The organism is Haloparvum alkalitolerans, from assembly GCF_050122995.1.
Taxonomy (GTDB): domain Archaea; phylum Halobacteriota; class Halobacteria; order Halobacteriales; family Haloferacaceae; genus Haloparvum; species Haloparvum alkalitolerans.
This window is the reverse complement of sequence record NZ_JBNLIA010000005.1, coordinates 1-17,338: the sequence shown is the minus strand read 5'-3', so window position 1 is coordinate 17,338 and position 17,338 is coordinate 1. Positions and strand designations below refer to the sequence as shown.

The 17,338-nt window shown below is 72.1% G+C and carries 15 protein-coding genes; 9 read left to right on the top strand and 6 right to left on the bottom strand.

The window, feature by feature from the left end:
• Positions 1-177 precede the first annotated feature (177 nt).
• Positions 178-1,437 (top strand): tyrosine-type recombinase/integrase, encoded by a 1,260-nt coding sequence (locus tag ACQE3L_RS07330; RefSeq protein ID WP_426963122.1) that lies wholly within the window; start codon positions 178-180, stop codon positions 1,435-1,437.
• A gap of 48 nt (positions 1,438-1,485) precedes the next feature.
• Here the strand turns inward: ACQE3L_RS07330 and ACQE3L_RS07325 are convergent, their stop codons facing one another.
• The 6 genes from ACQE3L_RS07325 to ACQE3L_RS07300 all read right to left on the bottom strand — a co-directional run bounded on the left by ACQE3L_RS07325 (position 1,486) and on the right by ACQE3L_RS07300 (position 10,348).
• Positions 1,486-2,055 carry a metallophosphoesterase family protein gene (locus tag ACQE3L_RS07325; RefSeq protein ID WP_426963121.1) on the bottom strand — a complete coding sequence of 190 codons (570 nt, stop codon included), beginning with the start codon at positions 2,053-2,055 and terminating at the stop codon, positions 1,486-1,488.
• Positions 2,056-2,062: 7 nt separating this feature from the next.
• Positions 2,063-2,725 (bottom strand): metallophosphoesterase family protein, encoded by a 663-nt coding sequence (locus ACQE3L_RS07320; RefSeq protein WP_426963120.1) that lies wholly within the window; start codon positions 2,723-2,725, stop codon positions 2,063-2,065.
• Positions 2,726-2,837: 112 nt separating this feature from the next.
• Positions 2,838-7,073 carry a hypothetical protein gene (locus tag ACQE3L_RS07315; protein WP_426963119.1) on the bottom strand — a complete coding sequence of 1,412 codons (4,236 nt, stop codon included), beginning with the start codon at positions 7,071-7,073 and terminating at the stop codon, positions 2,838-2,840.
• Between the two features lie 3 nt (positions 7,074-7,076).
• Positions 7,077-8,987: a VWA domain-containing protein gene (locus ACQE3L_RS07310; RefSeq protein WP_426963118.1), complete on the bottom strand. Its 1,911-nt coding sequence runs from the start codon at positions 8,985-8,987 to the stop codon at positions 7,077-7,079.
• Positions 8,988-8,994: 7 nt separating this feature from the next.
• A complete protein-coding gene (locus ACQE3L_RS07305; RefSeq protein ID WP_426963117.1) occupies positions 8,995-9,927 on the bottom strand; it encodes an AAA family ATPase in 933 nt (310 codons plus the stop codon).
• Between the two features lie 190 nt (positions 9,928-10,117).
• A complete protein-coding gene (locus ACQE3L_RS07300; protein WP_058366954.1) occupies positions 10,118-10,348 on the bottom strand; it encodes a zinc ribbon domain-containing protein in 231 nt (76 codons plus the stop codon).
• A gap of 195 nt (positions 10,349-10,543) precedes the next feature.
• Between ACQE3L_RS07300 and ACQE3L_RS07295 the strand changes: the two genes are divergently transcribed.
• From ACQE3L_RS07295 to katG, 8 genes are all read left to right on the top strand, one after another.
• Positions 10,544-12,025: a cytochrome ubiquinol oxidase subunit I gene (locus ACQE3L_RS07295; RefSeq protein ID WP_426963116.1), complete on the top strand. Its 1,482-nt coding sequence runs from the start codon at positions 10,544-10,546 to the stop codon at positions 12,023-12,025.
• A complete protein-coding gene (locus ACQE3L_RS07290) occupies positions 12,022-13,017 on the top strand; it encodes a cytochrome d ubiquinol oxidase subunit II (RefSeq protein WP_426963115.1) in 996 nt (331 codons plus the stop codon). The genes ACQE3L_RS07295 and ACQE3L_RS07290 overlap by 4 nt, the downstream gene beginning before the upstream one ends.
• A gap of 131 nt (positions 13,018-13,148) precedes the next feature.
• Entirely contained in the window at positions 13,149-13,361 is a 213-nt protein-coding gene (locus tag ACQE3L_RS07285; protein WP_426963114.1) for a DUF8149 family protein, read from the top strand.
• Positions 13,362-13,363: 2 nt separating this feature from the next.
• Positions 13,364-13,558: a hypothetical protein gene (locus tag ACQE3L_RS07280; protein WP_426963113.1), complete on the top strand. Its 195-nt coding sequence runs from the start codon at positions 13,364-13,366 to the stop codon at positions 13,556-13,558.
• Positions 13,559-13,660: 102 nt separating this feature from the next.
• Positions 13,661-13,828 carry a hypothetical protein gene (locus ACQE3L_RS07275; protein WP_426963112.1) on the top strand — a complete coding sequence of 56 codons (168 nt, stop codon included), beginning with the start codon at positions 13,661-13,663 and terminating at the stop codon, positions 13,826-13,828.
• Positions 13,829-13,973: 145 nt separating this feature from the next.
• A complete protein-coding gene (locus ACQE3L_RS07270; RefSeq protein ID WP_176696656.1) occupies positions 13,974-14,135 on the top strand; it encodes a DUF7563 family protein in 162 nt (53 codons plus the stop codon).
• 123 nt (positions 14,136-14,258) lie between these two features.
• The gene (locus ACQE3L_RS07265) at positions 14,259-14,843 is read left to right on the top strand and encodes an NAD(P)/FAD-dependent oxidoreductase (RefSeq protein ID WP_426963111.1); all 585 of its coding nucleotides are present in this window, start codon (positions 14,259-14,261) and stop codon (positions 14,841-14,843) included.
• A 290-nt stretch (positions 14,844-15,133) separates the two neighbouring features.
• Positions 15,134-17,278: a catalase/peroxidase HPI gene (gene katG, locus ACQE3L_RS07260; RefSeq protein ID WP_426963110.1), complete on the top strand. Its 2,145-nt coding sequence runs from the start codon at positions 15,134-15,136 to the stop codon at positions 17,276-17,278.
• The last annotated feature ends 60 nt before the right edge of the window (positions 17,279-17,338 follow it).

Below are 17,338 nucleotides of genomic sequence, written 5' to 3'. Positions count from 1 at the left end.
GCAGTTTATTCGTTTTTGCTCCCGACCGTCCGCGATTCTACTTATTTCGTTTGTCTCTGCAAGACAAGGCAACAAGCAGAAAGATTATTTATCTGGTACGTGACGCAGCACCCGTGAATTCGGTCGACTCAGATCGCGGTGACCGCGGCGCATGGGCGCTTCCCCGGGGTGATCGCGGTGGCTGACGCCTACGCGTGGAGCCGGAAGTCGCTCGACGAGCTGGTGGCGTTCTACGAGCGGGAGATCGGCGACGCGATGGTCAGCGAGGGGCTGGACCCGACCGCGGACCGGCCCTCCTACGAGTGGCTCGCCGACCGCGGCTACTCGGGCATCGCGTACGCGCTCCGCGAGCAGCACGACCTCACCCTCTCGGAGTTCCTCACGGAGTGCGTGGGCGTCGACCCCCCGGAGTCGGACGGCTACGACTGGGGGATCGGCGACGACGCGACCGTCGACCGCCTCGAGCAGTACCTCGACTCGCGGTCGCGGCGGCACAACCTCGCGGACGCGACGATCCGGTCGCGGCGGTCGCGGCTCGCGCGCTACGCCCGGGAGTACGAGCGCCTCCACGGGGACGCGCGGTTGGTCGAGCGCGCAGGGGCGATGGAGAACCAGCCGGCGGAGATCGACCGTGCCATCGCGGTCTTCGACGCGCTCTCCCGCGACCTGGAGAGCCCCGACTCGAAGTTCGCGCACCTCACCGACGTGAACGACTGGTACCTCTGGCTCCAGAACCGGACGCTCGCCGCGTTCAACCCAATGGTCAACGTCCGCAACGAGTTCTCGAAGGGGTGGCGCGCGGAGCGCGAGGAGCGCTCCGGGACGAAGCCGGCCCTCTCGGCGGCGCAGGTCCGGCGGCTCCACCGCGCCGCGGAGTCCGACGCGGAGCGGTTCATGGTCGTCGCACTGGGCGCGTGGGGGCTCCGGCGGAGCGAGGTCGCGTCGCTGCACGTCTCCGCGATGGATCCCGAGCCCGACCCGCCCCGGCTGACGTTCGCGGAGCGCAAGAACGGGCCGGGCACCGTGCAGGTGCTGTTCGGGACCGAGGCGTACGCCGACCGCGTCGCGGCGCTCGAGGAGGGCGAGGGCGGCGACCGGGAGTGGAACGGCTACCTGTTCCCCTCCACGAGTTCCGCGTCCGGCCACATCGCGCCCGGGACCGTGAACAACCGCTTCGACCGGCTCGCGGAGCGCGCGGGCGTGACGCTCGATGGAGAGCGTCCGACGCCCCACGCCTGCCGGCGGTTCTGGTACAACGCCTACCTCCGGGCGTCGCGGGCGGCGCTCGAACAGGCGTCCGTCGTCGGCGCCGAGCAGGGGAGTTCCTCGGCACAGGTCGTCCTGGAGAACTACATCGACGAGGAGCAGGCGCTGGCGATGCGCCGCGAGCACATGCGAGCGACGCTCGCGGAGGCGTTCGACGCGGACGGCGGATAGCCGCGGCGTTCGGCGCCGAGCGGCGCCTCGGGCGGAACGCGGTCGGCCTCACCCCTCGAGGAGTTCGCGCGCGTCGGCGATCGTCCGCAGATGAGTCCCGGGGGAGCAGGCGTCGAGCAGGTCCGTGAGCGCCTCCAGCGAGACCGGGCAGAACTCGAGCACGTCGCTGCTGACGTTGACGCGCCGGTCGTCATAGGACACGAACGGGTAGGCGTCCGTGTCGTTGTTGTGGATGTGACCGTGGATCACCCAGCCGTCCCAGTCGTCCGGTACGTCCGCGGGCCGGTGCGTGCAGTGGAACCGGTAGTCGTCCTGTTCCAGCGTGCACGACTCTAACACCGGGAACGGCGCCGCCTCGGCGTCGAGGCCGATGTCGTGGTTCCCGCGGACGAGCAGGTCGCCGCCCAGTCGTTCGAAGTAGTCGACCGTCTCGGCGCCGTCCCGCATGTCCATCGCCACGTCGCCGAGGTGGACGAGGAGGGCGTCGTCCTCGACCGTCTCGTAGTGCCGGTTCAGCAGCTCCCCATCCATCTGGCCGACGCTGGTGAACGGGCGGTCGCAGTACTCAATGATGTTCGCGTGACCGAAGTGGTGGTCGGAGATGACGTATCTGGTCATGAGCGGATCACCGGCCGTCGAGCAGTCTGGACCCGGTCTCGTCGGGGAGGTCGCTCTCCTCGATGCGGTCGACGACCCGGTCCACGTCGTAGCCGGTGCGGTGGAGGTCCACGGACCGGTCCTCGGGATGGAGGACGGCGTAGGCGGCGCCGGCGGTGCCGTCGCGGGGCTGCCCGACGCTACCCGGATTGACGATCAGGCGGTCGTCGACCGTCGCCTCGTGCTGGACGTGGGTGTGTCCGATCACGACGCCCGCGCGGTCGTCGAGGTAGCGCCTGAGGGTCGGGAACTCGCCCGGATGGACGTACTTGTCCTGGTGTTCGGGATGGTCGTGGACGAGGAGGTACTCCTCGGCGAGCGTCGCCGTCCGCGGCAGGGCCGCGAGCCACTCCCGCTGTGCCGCGGACAGCTCCGCCTTCGCCAGCTCCAGGCCCGCTTCGGCCATCCGGTTGGCCCGGTAGCGGTGCGGCGTCTCCACGTTCCTGTCGTGGTTGCCCTGCACCACCGCGTCGCAGACCTCGCGGACGCGCTCGACGCACTCGGCGGGCCAGGGGTTGTACCCCACCACGTCGCCGGCACAGACCACGGCGTCGACCGGCGGCATGTCCGCCAGGACCGCTTCCAGCGCCGGCAGGTTCGCGTGCACGTCCGAGATCAGGCCGATCGGCATGGTCCCCGCTTCGTCTCTCGGACCAAAAGCCCTCGCGTCGTGTGGGAACGAGAAACACCCTTAGCGGTGTCCCCTCGCGTTCGCCGTCGGGCGGGTCCTCGGTCGGGTCGCTTCACTCTCCGGTCGCGGCGAGCGCGTGCGCGAGAAGGGTCCCGCCGTTCACGGCGTCGGTCGTCAGGTCGGCCGCGAGACGGTCGGCGATCCGTCCGACCGCCGCTCGCCCGAGGTACGTCTCCCCGACGAGCGCCGCGACCGCGTCCGCGGCGTCGCGCCGGACGCGCACGTCGGCATCGCGCACGGCCGCGAGGAGGTGTGCGACCGCCTCGTCGGGCGGGATCCGGTCGCGCTCTCCCAACGCGGCGATGAGGGCGACCCCGCGCCGCCGAACCGTCGGGGAACCGTCCGCGAGCGCGTCCGTCCCGGCCGCAAGGGCGTCTCTGGTCGCGTCCGGCTCCGTCACGGACGGCGCCAGCTCCGCGAGCGCGGTCAGCCCCGTTTCGCGTCGGTCGGTGGCGTCTGCGTCCGCTGCGAGCGACCGGACCACGGCCGTCGGGTGGGCGTCGTCGTCCGCGTCCGCGAGCGCGTCGGCGACCGCGGACCGCGGTTCCGAGTCCGCGCGCCGGAGGAACGCCGCGGTCGCGGCGGAGTCGGGGAGGGGGGACTCCCCGTCGCCCGGGTCGGCCAGCGCGGACGCCATCGCGTCGGAGAACGCCTCGAGCGCCCCGTAGCCGGCGGCGGAAAGCGCCGCCCGGCGAAGCGCGGTCCCGTCGACGGCCGGCGCCCGACCGAGTTCTCCCGCCCCGGGCGGGTCCGGTCCGGTCTCGGCGGTCCGGTCCAGCGTCCCCTCCACGACGGTCGCGAAGGCCCCGATCGCCGACCGGTCCGACGCGGCCAGCCGCTCGGCGGTGCGGCAGAGCCAGAACGCGGCCGCCTCCGATCCCAGCGTCAGCGTCCCCTCGTCGCCGCGCTCCGTCCTGTCGATCGCCGTCCGAAGCGCCTCAGCCGCGCCGGTCCGAGCCGTCGCCGGCGCGGTCGCGGCGAGACGGTGGAGGCGCCTCCCGACGGCGTGTGCGAGCCGGTCCCGATCCGTCTCGACGAGCGTCTCGGCGAGTCCGCCCGCCGCGTGTGCCGGTCTGCTGTCGTCCCGGCCGCCGCCGGCGTCGACCCCGACCGCGAGCGTCTGCCGGGCGGCGCCATCACCGAGGCGGTCGAGGACCACCGGCTTCGCCGACTCGGGAAGCTTCCCCGCTGCGGCCGCGCGGCCGACCGCCGCGGCCGCCCCTCGACGAACGCCGCGTTCCGCCGCGGTCAGCTGACCGCACACGTCGGTGAGGAGTTGCTCCGCGGACGCGCTGCCGCGTCCCAAGAGGTCGGCCGCCCCGTCGCAGGCGGCGCATCGCTCGAGTCGGCCTCCCGCGAGCAGCGACGAGACGCGCCCCGTCAGCGCGTCACCGTCGACGCGACCGGACCCGCACCACCGACAGGCGACCCGGACCGCCGCCGATCGGACGGTCGGGTCGGCGTCGCCGACTGCCTCGACCAGCGACGCGCCGGTTTCCGCGTCGGGCGCGGCCGCCGCGAACACGCGGTCGGCGGCGCGAACGGCGGTCCGTCGCACCGCCGGGTCGTCCGACGCGAGCCCGGATCGGACGACGCGGCGCCACGCGGTGGCGCGGTCACCGCGGTTGCCGCGGACGCTCCCCGTGTCCGGTTCGGCCGCTGTCCGGGCGGCGGCCAACCCGACCGCGACGAGCGCCGCGACGTCCGGCTCGCCATCCGCCGCGGGCTTGTCGTCGGCGGCGGGCTCGTCCGCCGCCCCGTCGGTTCGGTCGCTTTCGACCGCCCGCACGCCCGGAACCGGATGGAGGTCCCACGGCGTCACCGGCTCGTGACCGGTGCGGCTGTCGTGAGGCGCCGGCTCGGCGACGGACGCGGCGACGCCGGTCGCGAGCGGGAACGAGGCGCGCAGGACGGGGGCGACTCGCGGCCACCAGTCGGTCGCCGAAAGCGGCTCGAACAGCTCCGAGGACGGCACCTCGTCGAGTTCCCGCGGAAGCCGAGTCAGCGCTCTCGTCACCGGGAGGACGAACTCGTCGCTGGCCGCGATCAGCCGGGCGTACTCGGGGACGTCGGCGGGGTCGGGAGCGGCGAGAAGCGCCGGTACGAACGGGGCCACCGCGGCGGGGGAACTCGCGGCGATCCGCGCGACGGCCGCGGTCGCGGCGGTCGAGTCGTCCCGTTCGATCAGCGAGTGGAGACGTTCGCGGGCGAACGCCGTCGTGCGCTCGTCCGCGCTCCCTACCGCGCCGGCGACCGCGACGGTCCCCGCCGTCCACGCCTGCACGGTTGTCGGCGTCGCCGGGTCTTCCAGGAGGTCCAGGAGGGATGCCACGTGGACGCGGTCGAGCACGTCGCCGTTCGCGGAGTCCGGCGGCGACTCGGTCCGCTCGGCGACCGCGGCGAACAGCGCTCTCGCGGTCCCGGCGGATCTCTCCCGCCCCGTTCTCTCGACCAGATCGGCGGTGATCGCTGTCAGGGCTTCGGGGGACTCGTCCGCGACCGTCGCGAGCGCGCCGTCGACGCCGTCGCTTTCGTGCTCGTCGAGGGCGTCGCGAACGATGTCCTGCATGCCGTCGTCGTCGCTCGAGGAGCTCTCGTCGCCGGCCGTGCTCTCCGCGTCCGTCTCCGCCGCGTCCGGGCGTCGACGGCAGACGCTCGAGAGGGCCGCTTCGACGACCGTCGGCGCCCCGTCAGCCAGCCCCGCGAGCGCCGGGAGACTCGCGTCGAGGTCGCCCGGTCCCTCGGTCGCGTGGGCGGCGATCGACCGGGCGATCCGCGGGACGAGGTCAGGTGCTCCGTCCGCGACCGCGGCAAGGCCCTCCAGAGCCCGCTCGCGCACGTCGCCGTCCCCGTCCGCGAGGAACGATTCGAGCGTCCTCGCGAGGGACGCGGGGTCGTCGGATTCGCGCGCCGCGGCCGAAACGGCGATCTCGACCGCCCGCAGTCGGACGGACCAGTCGTCGTGTGCGCGACAGGCGTCCGCGAGGGGCGCGACCCAGTCGGTCCCGAGCACGTCGACCGCGTGCGCGGTCGCGTCCGGCGGGTCGTCGGTCGAGCGCTCCGACGCGTATCCCGCGTCGTAGAACCGCTCGACGACCAGTAGCTCGGCGAGACGTCGGTCCTCGGCGCCCGCGTTCCCCGCATTTCGGGAGGCACCGAGCGCGGCACAGACCCCTCGGCGCGCCGCGCGCCGCACGTCGGGATCGGCGTCCGCGAGGAGCACGCGCAACCGGTCGACTGCGGCGTCGTCGACCCGACCGGTCCGCTCGACGACCGTCGCCGTCGCCCGTGCGGCGTTGGTCCGCGTGAGCCAGTCGTCCGCGTTCGTGACCGCGTCGAGTCGCCGGTGATGGTCAGCCACCGCCTCCGGCGTGGCGCGAGCGAGACACTCCGTCGCACCGGCGGCCGCGGACCGCACTTCGGAGTGCCCGTCGCGAAGCCGACGGGTGACCGGGTCGACCAGCGCGTCGGTCCCGGCGGCGAGCGGTCTGCCGAGCGGCTCCCCGTGGTAGCGAGGGACGCCGCCGAGCCTGCCGAGGGCGCGCACGGCCGCTTCCCGAACGCGCGGGGCGTCGTGGTCGAGCTGCGCCCGGATGCGGTCGACCGCAGGCACGTGGTCGGGGAGAGCGGCGCCGACGTGGCCGAGGTCGTCGAGGGCCGTCGCGACGAGTCGGGGGTTCGCCTCGTCGAGCGCCCAGGTCCGCCCCGCGACGAACGGTCTGAGCGCGGCCGGCTCCGCCGTCGCCGTCGCGACGAGCGCCCACATCGACTCGATCGCGACCGCGTTCTCGGCAGCCGCGTCACAGCCGGCGACGAGCGCCGGAACCGCGGCTTTCGCGGCGCCGGGCGCCTGCCCGCCGACGGCGCCGACGACGGACGCCGCGAGGGCCCGGCCGCCCGTGTCTCGAAACCCGTCGCTCCCGTCGTCGTTCGGTCGGACGTGTCGCGTCTCGGCCCGGAGTCGGTCGACGTTCGCCAGCCGGCGCCCGAGCGCGAGGACGACCGGCTCCATCGACGCCGGCGCCGCACGGCCAGCCGCCCATACCCCGCAGAGCTCCGCCGACGAGACGCCCCGTCCCGTTCGCAACCGGTCCGCGATAGCGTCGGCGACCGCGTCCCCGCACGCCGGGTCGCGCTCGGCCGCCACCGCGAGGAGCTCGATCGCCGCTTCACGCACGGTCCGCACCGGCGAGGACACGTACTCGCTGGCGGCGGCCACGGCGTCGTTCGGGTCGACCCGCCCCGCCGCGAGGTCGTCGTGAAGCCGCCGAAGGGCCGCGAACGCCACGGCTCACCCGCCCCCGCGAGCGAAGAACGACCGGGCGAGCCGGCGGAGCGTCCGGCCGAGGTCGTCGGGCGACGCGTGGACCAGCCGGTCGAAGAACGCGGGGTCGCCGTCCCGCCCCCCGGAGAGATAGACGCCGTACACCGGGAACGAACACCGCTCGAGGGCGTCGGCGTACGCGTCCTCGTCGTCCGGGTGCCCGTCGGTGACCACGACCACGAACGGGACCGCCCCCGCGCCGTGCGCGATGCGGTGACGGGCGAGCGTCAGGAGCGCCGCGAGCGGCGTGCCGCCGTCGGCGCGACCGGTCAGCAGGCGGTCGACGTGGTCGCCGGGATCACCCCCGAACGGCAGTTCCAGACACGGCTTCCCGCGCCAGACGGAGAGCACCGAGACGTCCACGCCGACGTCGTACAGCGCCGCGGCGAGCTGTGCGACCGCGTTCTCCGCGGTCCGCATCGGCCCCTCCCGCCTCGCTCGCTCCCGGCCCGGTTCCCCCCGCATCGACCCCGACCGGTCGAGCAGCAACAGACAGGAGTAGTCCTTCTCCCGACCGGGGAGCCGCTTCGAGAACACGCGCGACTGCCCTCGGTAGGCGTCGACGAGCCGCCCCGTATCGAGTCGACCGACCCGGTGACCCGCATCGGTCCGCGGGCGACGCTCGCGGCGGAGCTGCGTGCGCAGGTCCGCGGCGAGCCCGCGTGCCCCGGCCGTCGCGGCCGCCCAGCGCTCGCGGTCGCCGCCGTTCACCGCCGGGTCGACGACGACCACCTCGTCGACCGACGCGTCCGGGTCGCGGACCACCGACAGCAGCCGCTCCGCCTCCCGCCGCAGGGGGGATCCCGACCGCCGGGCCCCCCGGCCGGACGTCGCGGACCGCCGGCGCACCAGCCGCTCTATCGCGCCGGTCGTCACCTCGCCGGGGACGGGCTCCGAAGCGGCACCGCTCACGCCGGGTTCTGCCCCCGTCTCGCTCGTTCTCGCGACGCGGCGCGCGGCGGTCTCCCCGTCCGGCAGGCGGTCCGCGTTGCGGGCGGGCCACCGCGCCGCTGCCCGTGCGTCCCGCGGGCGCACGGGTGCGGTCTGGATCCGGGTCCGCTGGAGCGGCGGCAGCGGGGCGAGGGCGTCACGCACCTCGCGGAAGCACTCGGAGGCCCTGTCGACGCGGCGAGTGGCGTTCGGCTCCGAGAGCATGTCCGCGCAGTAATCGTCGAGAACCGGGGCGAGCGTCGCCAACACGTCGTCGCGCCCGTTACGGACGACGCGCGAGGGGTCGTCCGGGTCCCGGAGCGCGGCGTATCGCCCACTGTCACCGAACCCGCGGTCGAGCAGCCCGACGGTCACCGCCTCGAAGAGGGTGTACGACCGGACCGGATCGTGCGAGTCGCTCGTCTCGCCGTCCGCGAACAGCCGCACGAACCGGGCGTGTCTATCGTCGGCCCGAGCGGCGAGCGCCGCGTTCAGCGCCAGCAGGTCCGCGCGGACGTTGAACTCGGCCGCCATCTGCGTCTCGACGACGGCGTCCTCCGCGGCGTTGTAGACGGCCCGGAACAGCTCCCGCCAGCGCTCGTCGACCTCGTCCAGTCGGTCGCCGAAGCGCTCGAAGTCCGAATAGTGGACGTGGCCGAGCTCGTGGAACAGGAGCGCGATCTGCATCCGGCGGTCCCAGACGGGGGCCGGAAGCGCGTCGCCGACCTGTTCGTACCGCGTCGTCGGGATGTCGATCTCGTAGCTCCCCGCCTCGTCACCCGGGCGAGCGGCGGCGACCTGCGGGTCGAGCCGGACGGACACGTCGACGCGTCGGGGCGAGCAGATCCCCGCGAGCCGTTCGAGCTCGCGGCGCCGGCGGTCGGACGTGCGCTCGGCCGTCGCGAGCGCGGCCAGGTCGGACGACGGCGTCTCGGGCGTGAGGCGCATCGCCGGATCAGAGCCGCTTGTCGACCAGCGTGCGGACGAGCGTCTCGTCGTACTCGTCGACGCGGGCGACCAGTTCGCTTCGGGCGGCGTCCCGGAGGGACATGAAGTCGTCCTCCATGAAGCGGGCGATCCGGACGACCTCCCGCGTCGTGATCGGCGTCGACAGCTCGCCGTCGACGTACGCCTCGCGGAGCCGGCCGGCGAACGAGACGAGGCGCTCGACCGCGTCCTCGCGTGACCGGTCGAGGTCGGTGCGCTGGAACACCAGATCCACCTCGACCGCGGTCGGCAGGTACTCGAGCTTGACGTGTCTGAACCGGTCCTCGAACGCCTGGTTCAGCTCGTAGGTCCCCTGATAGCCCGGGTTGGCGGTCGCGACCACGCGGAACTGCTCGTGGGGCGCGACGGTCTCGCCGGTCTGCGGGACGGTCAGCGTGCGGGTCTCGGGCGCCTCCATCACCGCGTTCAGCGCCGCGACGGTGTTCGCGTCCGCGGCGTTTATCTCGTCGAGGAGGAGCACGCCCCCCTCGCGGGCCGCCCGCGTCAGGGGCCCGTCGACCCAGCGGGTCACCGTCTCGCCGCCGTCGGCACTCACGAGCTGGAGGTTGCCGAGGAGGTCCTCGCGGAACGTCGTCTCCGAGAGCGTCACCCGGTACAGCGGCCGGTTTGTCCGCGAGCAGACGTACTTCGCGAGGTAGCTCTTGCCGACGCCCGGCGGCCCCTTCAACAGGACGTTCATGCCCAGCGCCAGCGCCCGCGTGACCACCTCCACGTCGGTCCGACCGCCGGCCGCGTCGCGGTGGTAGTACTCGTCCGGCCCCACGTCGGGAACCCGGTCGTGGCCCACGTCGGCTAGCACCGGGAGTTCGCCGAACCGCTCGTCCGTCGGCTCGCCGACCGGCGTCGGGTCGGGACCGACCGCCGCGTCGCTCCGGGTCATCAGTTGCCGCCCGTCCGCCGCTTCCCTGCGTCCGGGACTGCCGACGCGATCACACCCATTCGGCTTCCGCTTTTTCAGTCAAATATATATACTTTCTCCACCCTCGACTCCAGCACCGTCCCGCTCCGTCCAGCACCGTCCCGCTCCATACAGAACCGTCCAGCACCGTCCCGGCGCGGCCGGACAGCGGTCAGAAGTCGTGAGTCGCCGCGGAGAGGAACCACGACCCGACGAGCGCGAACGGACCGACGACCCAGAGGATGACCGCGACCGGCGGCATCACGAAGAAGACCGGAATCCCCACGAGCAGCGCGGCGACTCCGACGATCCGCGCACGCCGCCGTGGGTCGTTGCCACACGCCGGGCACGCGGTCGCGCCGTCCGGGAGGGGGTCACCGCAGTGTGCACAGGAATCGCTCATGGTCGCGGGTTCTTCCTCCCGGGGCTTCAAGGATATGCTTCCGGCCTCACGGCCAACCATTCCCCCCGATCCCACGCGCCGAGAACCGCCCCAATCACTACGGTCCACGACGAGTAACCCCCTCATAAGCATGAGCGTACGCACACGAATCGCCGCACGGCCGAGACCCGGCCCGGATCGGGTGCGGAGGCGGGCGTGAGCGCCGTCGCCTCCGCGCTCGCCCCGGTCCTCGGAAGCGTCGCGGCGGTCGTCGACCCGGCCCTCGCCAGCCGGGTGCAGTTCGCGTGGTCGATCTCCGTCCACATCGTGTTCGCGGCGCTGTCGGTCGGGCTCGCGCCCTACATCGTCTACTTCACGTACAAGGAGGTCCGCACGGGCGAGGAGCGGTTCGCGCGCCTCCGCGGCTTCTGGACGAAGGTGTTCGCGCTCGGGTTCGTACTCGGGACGGTGACGGGGATCCCCCTGAGCTTCCAGTTCGGGACGAACTTCGCGGCGTTCTCGACGTTCGCAGGCGAGGTGATCGGCGGCCCGCTGGCGTTCGAGACGTTCATGGCGTTCTTCCTGGAGGCGGTGTTCCTCGGCATCCTGCTGTTCGGCCGCGACCGCGTGAGCGACCGGCTCTACGTCGGCTCCTCGGTGCTGGTGATGGCCGGCGCGTGGGCCTCCGCCTTCTGGATCCTCGTCGTCAACGCGTGGATGCAGACCCCGCGCGGGTACGAACTCGTCGAGCGCGGCGGCGAGACGCTCGTCCGACTGACGGACCCGGTCGCGGCGTTCACGACGCCCCGGCTCCCGTGGCTGTACGTCCACATGACCAACGCCGCGGTCGTCTCCGTCTCGCTTCTGATCGCGGGCGTGGCGGCGTACTTCGTCTGGGCCAACGAGGAGAGCGAGCCGTGGGCGCACGCGCTCCGAGTCTCGGTCGCCGTGCTCGCGGTCGCGGGCGTCTTTCAGGTGATCCACGGCGACGCCTACACCCGCCACGTCGTCCAGACGCAGCCGATGAAGTTCGCGGCGATGGAGGCCGCCTACCAGACCAAACAGGGCGCGCCGCTGCACCTGATCGCGTTCCCGCGGAACCTCGGTGACATCCTCGACCCTCGTGCCGAGAACCTCGTCTCCGTCTCCATCCCCTACATGGCGTCGATGCTGGCGTCGATGGGCGACCCGAACGCGGTCGTCTACGGGCTGGAGGAGTTCGACGTGGAGAGCCCGCCGGTCGCGGTCGTCTTCTGGTCGTTCCGCACGATGGTGACGCTCGGCTTCTGGTTCATCCTGCTCGGGGTGTGGGGCGTCTATCGCCTGCGGAAGGGGCGGCTCGCGACCCGGAGCCGTCACCTCCAGCTCCTGTGGCTGTCGACGCCGCTCGGGTTCGTCGCCATCGTCGTCGGCTGGTACGTGACCGAAGTGGGACGCCAGCCGTGGACGATTCAGGACCTCCTCAAGACCGACGCGGCCGTCTCGCCGAGCGTGACGGGGATCGAAGCCGCGCTGTCGCTCGGCGGATTCATCACGCTGTACCTGCTGTTGCTCGCCGGCTTCCTCGCGGGCTGCAAGTGGCTCGTCGACGAGGAGCTCGAGCGCATCGACGAGGCGACCGCCGGGGCCGTCTCGGAGCCCGACGTGACACCGGACCCGACCGAGCCCGTTCCCGACTCGGGAGGTGACGGCCCGTGATCCCGATCGACGGCTACCTCGTCCCCGCGCTGCCGGAGGTGTGGTTCGGGACGCTGCTGTTCGCGTTCGCGATGTACGTCTTCCTCGACGGCTTCGACTTCGGGCTGGGAATGGTGTACGCGACCCGGGACGACGAGGCGGAGCGCGAACAGCTGCTGGCGGCGTTCGGTCCCGTCTGGGACGCCAACGAGGTGTGGCTGGTCGCGTTCGGAACGCTGCTCGTCGCCGCGTTCCCCGCGGTGTACGCCGCGCTGTTGAGCGGCCACTACCTCGCCGTCTTCGGGCTCCTGTTCGCGCTCCTGGCCCGGGGCGTCGCCGGCGAGTTCCGGGAGCTGAACGACGACCCCGAGTGGCGTCGGATCTGCGACCGCCTGTTCGTCGTCGGCAGCGTCGCCGCGCCCTTCTGTCTCGGGCTGATCGCCGGCGGGTGGGTCTTCGGCTCAGGGATTGCCGGGCTCCCGAGTCTGGTGACGGGGCTCGCGCTCGTTGGCCTCTCGTTCGTCGCCGGCACCGCCTACGCGGCGCTGAAGACGCGCGGCGACCTTCGGGCGGACGCGCTCGCGCTCGGTCGGCCCGCGACGGCGGCGTACCTCGGGACGCTCCTCGCGCTCGTCGCGACGCTGGTCGCGCTGGACCCCCTCGGCGCGGGCGGACGCCTGTTCGCTCCCGCCCCGCTCGCCGCGGCCGCGGCGACGGTCGCGCTTCCGGTCGTCGGACTGGCGCTGGCCGCGCGGAACCGAGTTCGGGCGTGGCTGTGGAGCGTCGGGCTCGGTGCCGGGTCGCTGGTTCTGCTGGTCGGGACCCTGCTGTATCCGCACGCGTACCCCGCGACCGGGCTGACCGTTCGGGACGCGGTCGCGGCACCGGTCACGCTCAACCTGCTCACGCTCGTGGCGGGGCCGTTCCTGTTCGTCGTGCTCGGCTACTTCGTCGTCCTGTACACGGTCTTCTCGGGGCCCGTCGAGGAGAGCGAGGCGGGCTACGGCGGGTGAACCGGGACCTGCCGGTCGTTCCCGCCCTCCGACTGTCCGACGGACGCCCATGGGGTCCGTGAGCGTCCACAGATTCCGGCAGCGTCCGCGGGTCCGGTGGGTTTTTGCCCGACCGCGGCCGCGATAGGGCAATGACCGACGACTCGGACGACCCACTGGTGCCGATCGTCTGTGACGACTGCGGGACGCGGTCCCGGATCCCCCTCTCGGACGTGGCGGACGCGGTCGCGCGGCACAACGAGACGCGCCACGACGGCGAGGAGGTCGCGGCCGTCGACCCCGCGCTCGCCGACCGCATCGCCGACATGGCGGCCGCGGACCTGGGCCTGCTCGACGGGGAGTGACCGTGCGGGGCCCTTCGCTCGTCGACGTGATCCCGCACTACGCCGTGATGCTGCTCGCCGTGTTCCTCGCGGTCGGCGCCGCGGAGTACGTCGCCGGCGACCTCTCGCTGTGGGTCGAGCTGGCGATCATCACCGCCGTCGTGTTCACGTATCGCCCCGTGGCCCGGCTGCTCGGCCTCGCGCCCGATGGCTGGTGAGGCCGCGGCCGGGCGGCGGCCGGGCCGCGTCGGCCGCATTCGGACCTCGCCCCGCGCCCGGAACCGAACCTGTTAATAGGGTGATGTGTGTCTCGCACACCCATGGTGTGTACCGTCTGCAACGGCGGGGATGGTGAGCGGGCGACCGTCGCGTTCGTCGACTCGGACGCCGACGTGGCGGTGACGCTGTGTCCGACGTGTCGCGAGTCGTTCGCGTCAACGGACGTCTGCCGGGTGCTGTCGGCGGCCGAGGCCCCCTCGACGCCCTGAAGCCTGTCGGATTCGGGGCTGGGCCGAGCTCCGGCCTGGCCTGGACGTGGGCCGAGCGCCGGCCGGACCCGGGCGGGATCGAACAGGGTCGTGCGAGGTGGGAACAAACAGTACTGATTTATATTGGCATCCGTGTGTGTGAGATATGCCCGAGTGTCAGAATTGCGGATCCTTCGTCACGACGCAGTACGTGCGGGTGTTCACGCCCGACGAGGTCGACGAGCCGCGCGTCTGCCCGAACTGTCCGGACCGGCTACGAGACGGCGCGGAGGTCCGCGAGGCGCGGTCGAAGCGTCGCTCCGAGTGACCTCGGCCACCGGACCGGCCCCGACTCCCCTCCCCTCCTTCCTCCGGTCCGACCGCGGCCCGCGAACCGGCCACCCCATCCGTGGCCGGCATGCCTAAGGGTCGGCCGCCGGAACGATCGGGCATGACGAACGTACTCGTCGTCGGCGGCGGCCCGGCCGGACTGAGCGCGGGACTGTTCGCGGCCAAGAACGGACTCGACGTGACGCTGTTCGACACCGACGGCACGTGGATGCACAAGGCGCACCTGTTCAACTACCTCGGGATCGGCTCGGTCGGCGGCTCGGAGTTCCTCGCGACCGCCCGCCAGCAGGCCGACGACTTCGGCGTCGACCGCAAGCAGGGCGAGGAGGTCACGGGCGTCGCGACGGCCGACGGCGGGTTCGCGGTCGAGACCGATGCGGGCGAGTACGAGGCCGACTACCTGATCCTCGCGACCGGCGCGAACCGCGACCTCGCGGAGGAACTGGGCTGTGCGTTCACCGACGAGGACGTCGTCGACGTGGACGTGACGATGGAGACGAGCGTCGCGGACGCGTACGCGACCGGCGCGATGGTACGTGCGGAGGAGTGGCAGGCGGTCATCTCCGCGGGCGACGGCGCCTCGGCCGCGCTGAACGTGCTCTCCAAGGAGAAGGGCGAGCACTACCACGACTTCGACGTGCCCGCCGACGCCGAGCGCGTCTTCGGCGACGTGGCCGACGAGTAGGCTCTCGGCGCCGACCCCGAACAGGAATTTTCTGACACGAGTGACGTGCGTTCGCGGGCACTCCGAGGGCGCTCTGAGGGCGCTTCGAAGAGCGATAAGCCGCCGTCGGATCCGGCCCGGATTGCCGGGACGGGAACGAGTTCGCGGGAACCGATAACTAGTTTTTTGTAAGTACGACTCTTCGTTCCGGACACGAGAAGATCATCGATGTCCCCGGATAAATTCGACACCACTGGAGCGGCGAACTGTCCCGCGATCGAGGGCGGCTATCGTGCGGAGGCGGATCGATAATGCAGAAGAACGAGGACTGGTGGCCGGAGCTGCTGGATCTCGACGGCCTCGACCGGAACGCCCGCGACGCGGGCCCCTACGACGAGGAGTTCGACTACGCCGAGGAGTTCGAGACGCTCGACTTCGACGAGGTGAAAGCCGACGTCGAGGCGGTCCTGACCGACTCCAAGGACTGGTGGCCGGCCGACTACGGCACCTACGGTCCGCTGTTCATCCGGATGGCGTGGCACAGCGCCGGCACGTACCGCACCGTCGACGGCCGCGGCGGCGCGGCCGGCGGCCACCAGCGCTTCCCGCCGCTGAGTAGCTGGCCCGACAACGTCAACCTCGACAAGGCCCGCCGCCTGCTGTGGCCCGTCAAGCAGAAGTACGGCCGCAAGCTCTCGTGGGCGGACCTGATCGTCCTCGCGGGCAACGTCGCGCTGGAGTCGATGGGCTTCGAGACGTTCGGCTTCGCCGGCGGTCGCGAGGACGACTGGGAGCCGGACGAGAGCGTCGACTGGGGTCCCGAAGACCAGATGGAGGAGATGTCCGCCGAGCGCTTCGACGAGGAGGGCGACCTCAAGGAGCCGCTCGGCAACACCGTGATGGGCCTCATCTACGTGAACCCGGAGGGCCCCGACGGCGAGCCGGACACGGAGGCCTCCGCGAAGAACATCCGCCAGGCGTTCAGCCGCATGGCGATGAACGACGAGGAGACGGTCGCGCTCATCGCCGGCGGCCACACCTTCGGGAAGGTCCACGGCGCGGACGACCCCGAGGAGCACATCGGCCCCGAGCCCGAGGCGGCCCCCATCGACCTGCAGGGGCTCGGCTGGGAGAACGACTTCGGCGAGGGCAAGGGTCCCGACACCATCACCAGCGGCATCGAGGGCCCGTGGAACACCACGCCCACGATGTGGGACACCTCCTACATCGACAACCTGCTGGACCACAAGTGGTGGCCCGAGAAGGGTCCCGGCGGCGCCTGGCAGTGGACCACCCAGAGCGGCGAACTCGACGACGCCGCGCCCGGCGTCGACGATCCGTCGGACCGCGAGGACGTGATGATGCTGACGACGGACGTCGCGCTGAAGCGTGACCCCGACTTCCGCGAGGTCTTAGAGCGGTTCCAGGAGAACCCCGACGAGTTCCAGGAGGCGTTCGCGAAGGCGTGGTACAAGCTCATCCACCGCGACATGGGCCCGCCGGAGCGGTTCCTCGGTCCCGAGGTTCCCGACGAGGAGATGCTGTGGCAGGACCCGCTCCCGGACGCGGACTACGACCTCATCGACGACGCGGACGCGGCCGCGCTGAAGGAGGAGCTCCTCGACTCGGAGCTGTCCCGTTCACAGCTGGTCAAGACCGCGTGGGCGGCGGCGTTCACCTACCGCGACAGCGACAAGCGCGGCGGCGCGAACGGCGCCCGCCTCCGGCTCGACCCCCAGCGCAGCTGGGAGGTCAACGAGCCGGAGCGGCTCGCGGACGCGCTGGAGACCTACGAGGACGTGCAGGCGTCGTTCAACGAGGCGCAGGCGGACGACACGCGCGTCTCGCTGGCCGACCTCATCGTGCTCGGCGGCAACGCAGCGATCGAGCAGGCCGCGGCCGACGCCGGCTACGACGTGACGGTCCCGTTCGAGCCGGGGCGTACGGACGCCTCGCAGGAGCAGACCGACGTGGAGTCGTTCGAGGCGCTCAAGCCGAAGGCCGACGGCTTCCGCAACTACCTCGGCGACGGCTACGACGAGGCCGCCGAGGAGGTGCTCGTCGACAAGGCGGAACTGCTGAACCTGACGCCGCCCGAGATGACGGCGCTCGTCGGCGGCATGCGCGCGCTCGGCGCGACCTACCGCGACACCGACCGCGGCGTCCTCACCGATAGCCCGGGCACGCTGACGAACGACTTCTTCGTCAACCTGCTCGACATGGGCACGGAGTGGGAGCCCGTCTCCGAAACCGAGACCGTGTTCGAGGGCTACGACCGCGACACCGGCGAGCAGCAGTGGGAGGCGACCCGCTTCGACCTCATCTTCGGCTCCAACGCCCGCCTCCGCGCGCTCGCGGAGGCCTACGGCGCCGACGACGCCGAGGAAGAGTTCGTCCACGACTTCGTGGATGTCTGGCACAAGGTCATGCAGAACGACCGCTTCGACCTCGAGTAGCGCTCGATCGGCGTGGTTCCGACTTTTTGCGATCTCCGTCGGTTCGGTGTTGACGGATTG